This is a genomic window from Schwartzia sp. (in: firmicutes) (genome assembly GCF_978017985.1).
This window is the reverse complement of record NZ_CDXDFU010000073.1, coordinates 1-4,466: the sequence shown is the minus strand read 5'-3', so window position 1 is coordinate 4,466 and position 4,466 is coordinate 1. Positions and strand designations below refer to the sequence as shown.

The window sequence follows — 4,466 nt, the reverse complement described above, 5'->3', positions numbered from 1 at the left end:
CGAAGGAGCAGGCTCTTGAGCAGGCTAAAGCCGTAGATGAAAAGATAGCTGCAGGGGAGAATATTCCTTTTCTCGCAGGTATTCCGGGCGCAGTAAAGGACAACATCTGCACAAAGGGTGTTCGTACGACCTGCGCGTCCAAAATTCTTGAAAATTTTGTTCCGCCTTATGATGCTTCTGTCGTAACGAAGCTTCAGAAGGAGTCTCCTGTTCTCGTGGGCAAGGCAAACCTTGATGAGTTTGCAATGGGCGGTTCTACGGAAAATTCAGGTTTCTATCCGACGCATAACCCGTGGAATACAGAGTGTGTACCGGGCGGAAGCTCAGGCGGCAGCGCTGCGGCTGTTGCTTCGGGAAGCGCAATTTTTGCTCTTGGCTCCGATACAGGCGGTTCTATCCGTCAGCCGGCTTCCTTCTGCGGTGTTGTAGGCATGAAGCCGACTTACGGCCGTGTTTCCCGCTATGGTCTTGTGGCTTATGCGTCCTCTTTGGACCAGATCGGACCTATCACCCGTGATGTTACTGACTGCGCTAATGTTCTCAATGTTATTGCAGGCCATGACGACATGGATTCTACCTCAAGCTTTGCTGAGGTTCCTGACTATACAAAGGCTCTTGTTCAGGATGTTAAAGGTCTCAAAATCGGACTTCCGAAGGAATATTTCGTTGACGGAATGGACCCGGATGTAGAAAAGGCTGTCCGCAATGCCATTGAACAGCTCAAGTCTCTCGGCGCTGAGATTGTGGAAGTTTCCCTGCCGCATACGAAATATGCAATCTCCACGTACTATCTGATTGCACCGGCAGAGGCTGCTACAAATCTTGAGCGTTATGACGGAATCAGCTACGGCGAGCGTGTTGACGGTGCTGATGTTGTCGAGCTCATGACGAATACGCGCAGCAAGCTTTTCGGCGAAGAGGTAAAACGTCGTATTATGATCGGCAACTATGCTCTTTCCGCAGGCTATTATGACGCATACTATCTGAAAGCGCTGAAGGTACGTACGCTTATTCAGAAGGATTATACAGACGCATTTGAAAAGGTTGATGTAATTGCGGCTCCGACTGCACCGACACCGGCATATAAAATCGGAGAAATGATTTCTGACCCGTTGAAGATGTATCTGCAGGATATCTGCACAGTACCTTTGAATCTGGCAGGTCTGCCGGGTATCTCTGTTCCGTGCGGATACAGTCAGAAGCACATGCCTATCGGACTTCAGCTCATCGGCAAACCTCTGGACGAAGCAACGCTTCTTCGTACGGCTTATACGTATGAACAGAGCCAGTCCTTCCATAAGGAAATGGCAGAACTCGGAGGTGCTGAAGCATGAAATACGAAGCAGTCATCGGACTTGAAATTCACTGCGAATTAAAAACAAATACAAAGATTTTCTGCGGCTGCGAAACGGGCTTCGGCGGCGACCAGAACACGCACGTCTGCCCGGTCTGCCTCGGACTTCCGGGTGTTCTCCCAACCATCAACAAACGTGTTGTTGAGTTCGGTATCAAGGCAGGACTTGCAACGAACTGCACAATCAATAAGTTCAGCAAATTCGACCGCAAAAACTACTACTATCCTGACCTTCCGAAAAACTGGCAGACGTCTCAGTATGACCTGCCGATTGCGGAACATGGCTGGGTAGATATTGATGTAGAGGGCGAAAAGAAACGTGTCCGCCTTACACGTATCCACATGGAGGAGGACGCAGGAAAACTGGTTCACTCCGGAAACACCATCAAGGATTCCGCGTCTTCAAATGTTGATTACAACCGTACCGGCGTTCCTTTGCTTGAAATCGTATCCGAGCCGGATATGCACACAGCTGAGGAAGCGCGTACATACATGGAAAAAATCAAGGCAATCATGGAATACATCGATGTTTCCAACTGCCGCATGGAGGAGGGCAACCTCCGCGCCGATGTTAACGTTTCCATTCGTCCTGTAGGCTCAAAAGAGCTGGGAACCCGTACGGAAATGAAGAACATCAACTCCTTCAAATCCCTCGTTGACGCAATCGACTACGAGATTGACCGTCAGACGGAGGTTCTTGAGGACGGCGGACACATTGTGCAGGAAACGCGTACATGGGACCCGAACCGTGGAATTACGCTTTCCATGCGCAGCAAGGAAGATGCTCACGACTACCGCTACATGCCGGAGCCTGACCTTCCGCCAATCGTCACGACGGACGAGCAGATTGAGGCATACCGCAAGGAGCTGCCTGAGCTTCCGGACGCACGACGCGAACGCCTTGAAAAAGAATACGGCCTTTCGGATTATGATGCAGGCGTTATCACGTCATCACGTCCGATGGCAGAATACTTTGATGAGGTCGTTGCGGGCGGCGCTGATGCAAAGCTTGCGGCTAACTGGATAATGGGCGAGCTTGCTAAGCATCTGAATGCTGAGAACAAGACTATCGTAGATTCCCCTGTGGAGCCTGCACGTCTTGCGGCGATGATTCAGATGATTACAAAGGGAACTATTTCCTCGAAGATAGCAAAGACAGTCTTTGAAGAAATGTGGACTTCCAAGGACGCTCCTGAAGAAATCGTCAAGGCAAAGGGGCTTGTTCAGATTACTGATACGAAAGCAATCGAGGAGATTGTCGATAAAGTAATCGCTGACAATCCGAAGCCGGTTGAAGATTACAAGAGCGGAAACAAAAAAGCCATCGGGGCGCTTGTCGGACAGGTTATGAAGCAGTCCAAAGGCAAGGCAAATCCGCAGATGGTAAATCAGCTGCTTGCACAGAAGCTGGGATAAAGGCAAAAAAAGAGAACCGTTTACGCGGTTCTCTTTTTTTGTGTTCAGATTTTGAAGCTTTCCTGCGACAGCTTTTTGACTGCTTTTTCCAGAAGCTTTGTGACGCAGTAGATATCGTCCATTTCGGCGTGCTCAGCAGGGTTATGGCTTATGCCGTTTTTGCACGGAATGAAAAGCATTCCCGCGGGAGCGTAGGGCGCCCAGAACATTGTATCGTGACCTGCGCCGCTGGGCATACGCTTGTAGGAAACGCCTTCCTCTTCGCATAGGGAGCTTAAATAATCTACCACGGGAGCAGAAAGCGGGACAGGTGTTTCGTCGGAAATCACCTTGATTTCGTAGTCAATATCGCGCTTTTTGCAGACAATTTCGATTCCTTTTTTGAGGGTTTCAACAATCTTTGCTTTCGCGTCTTTGTCGATGCTGCGGATATCTATTCCCATTTCCGCGTCACCGGGGATAACATTCATGACACCGGGAGTAATATTGAGAATACCTACTGTTCCGACTGCGGGCGGATTCTGCTGCTCGGAAGCAAGCTTTTCAACAAGCAGCGTGATTTCAGCGGAGGCGCACAGAGCATCGGAGCGCATTCCCATTGGTGTTGCTCCGCTGTGGTCTGCCTTGCCGTGCAGGAAGACACGCATACGTGTGGGAGCGGCGATGCCTGTTACGACACCAATCTGTGTCTTTTCGTATTCGAGAACCTTTCCCTGTTCGATATGAACCTCAAGAAAGGCTTTAAGCGGGTCGTTGTAAACGGCCTCGGAAAGTTTTTCGGGGAACAGGTCTCTGGATTTCAAAACCTCGTACAGAGATTTTCCGTCCTTGCCCTTGAGGTTATGAAGGTCATCTGCGGAAAGCTCACCGCGCATTACGCGGCTGCCAAGCTCTGCCATTCCGAAGCGGCTGGATTCCTCGCACATGAAGATAACTGCTTCAAGCGGGTGTTCGTTTTGGAAGTTTTCTTCCTCAAGGCTCTGCATGACCTCAATAGAAGCGAGAACGCCGAGGACACCGTCATAGTTGCCGCCTGATGGTACGCTGTCACCGTGAGAGCCGAACATAATGGCAGGCAGGGACGGATTTTTTCCTTCGCGGCGTGCTATGACATTGCCGAAGGAATCAATACGTATAGAAAGACCTGCGTCCTTCATAAGATTTATGAGATATTCGCGTCCCTGCCAGTCGCTGTCGGAGAAGGCAAGGCGGAAGATGCCGGGTTTTTCATTCGGTGTTGAGATTTTTTCCATCTCAGAGAAATGCTTTGATAAACGTTCTTTAGAAATCACAGTTGTATCCCTCCCAAAGATTAAACAACTCTATTTTATTTCCATGATGAAAAAATGTAAAGAAAAGTGTTAATAAATCGTTGTCTGTCGTGGAAAGAAATTTACTCAGATGTTATAACTCGGCAAAAGATGTCCACTGCCTCTGTAGGTGGAGGCAGGGGCAAATAACAGGCGGTGAGTATGTATCCCGCCTAGTTGAAACGCTGACAGAGGAAGTTTTGCCCTTGGCAAAACTTGAATGAAGGCGTTATACTCAAAATATTGAAGAAAAGTATATATCATAGGGAGATACCCGATGAATGATAAAGGAACAGATACCGTAACAATTGAAGACATTATCGAGCTGGCACGGAAAACGCAGCCCGAAGCAGATCTCGATGTAATATACAGCGCTTATGAGCTTG

The 4,466-nt window shown here is 49.0% G+C and carries 3 protein-coding genes; 2 read left to right on the top strand and 1 reads right to left on the bottom strand.

What is annotated here, in order from left to right; translation table 11 throughout:
* Both gatA and gatB read left to right on the top strand, forming a co-directional pair.
* Window positions 1-1,334 (top strand): Asp-tRNA(Asn)/Glu-tRNA(Gln) amidotransferase subunit GatA (gatA, locus tag ACY69O_RS03375; protein ID WP_462332060.1); only part of this gene is annotated, 1,334 nt, incomplete at its 5' end.
* On the top strand, window positions 1,331-2,770 hold the full coding sequence (gatB, locus tag ACY69O_RS03370; RefSeq protein WP_462332059.1) for an Asp-tRNA(Asn)/Glu-tRNA(Gln) amidotransferase subunit GatB: 1,440 nt from the start codon (window positions 1,331-1,333) through the stop codon (window positions 2,768-2,770). The genes gatA and gatB, both read left to right, overlap by 4 nt.
* 44 nt (window positions 2,771-2,814) lie before the next feature.
* On the opposite strand, the gene ACY69O_RS03365 is transcribed toward gatB, so the two are convergent.
* The gene (locus ACY69O_RS03365; protein ID WP_462332058.1) at window positions 2,815-4,062 is read right to left on the bottom strand and encodes an allantoate amidohydrolase; all 1,248 of its coding nucleotides are present in this window, start codon (window positions 4,060-4,062) and stop codon (window positions 2,815-2,817) included.
* Between the last annotated feature and the right edge of the window lie 404 nt (window positions 4,063-4,466).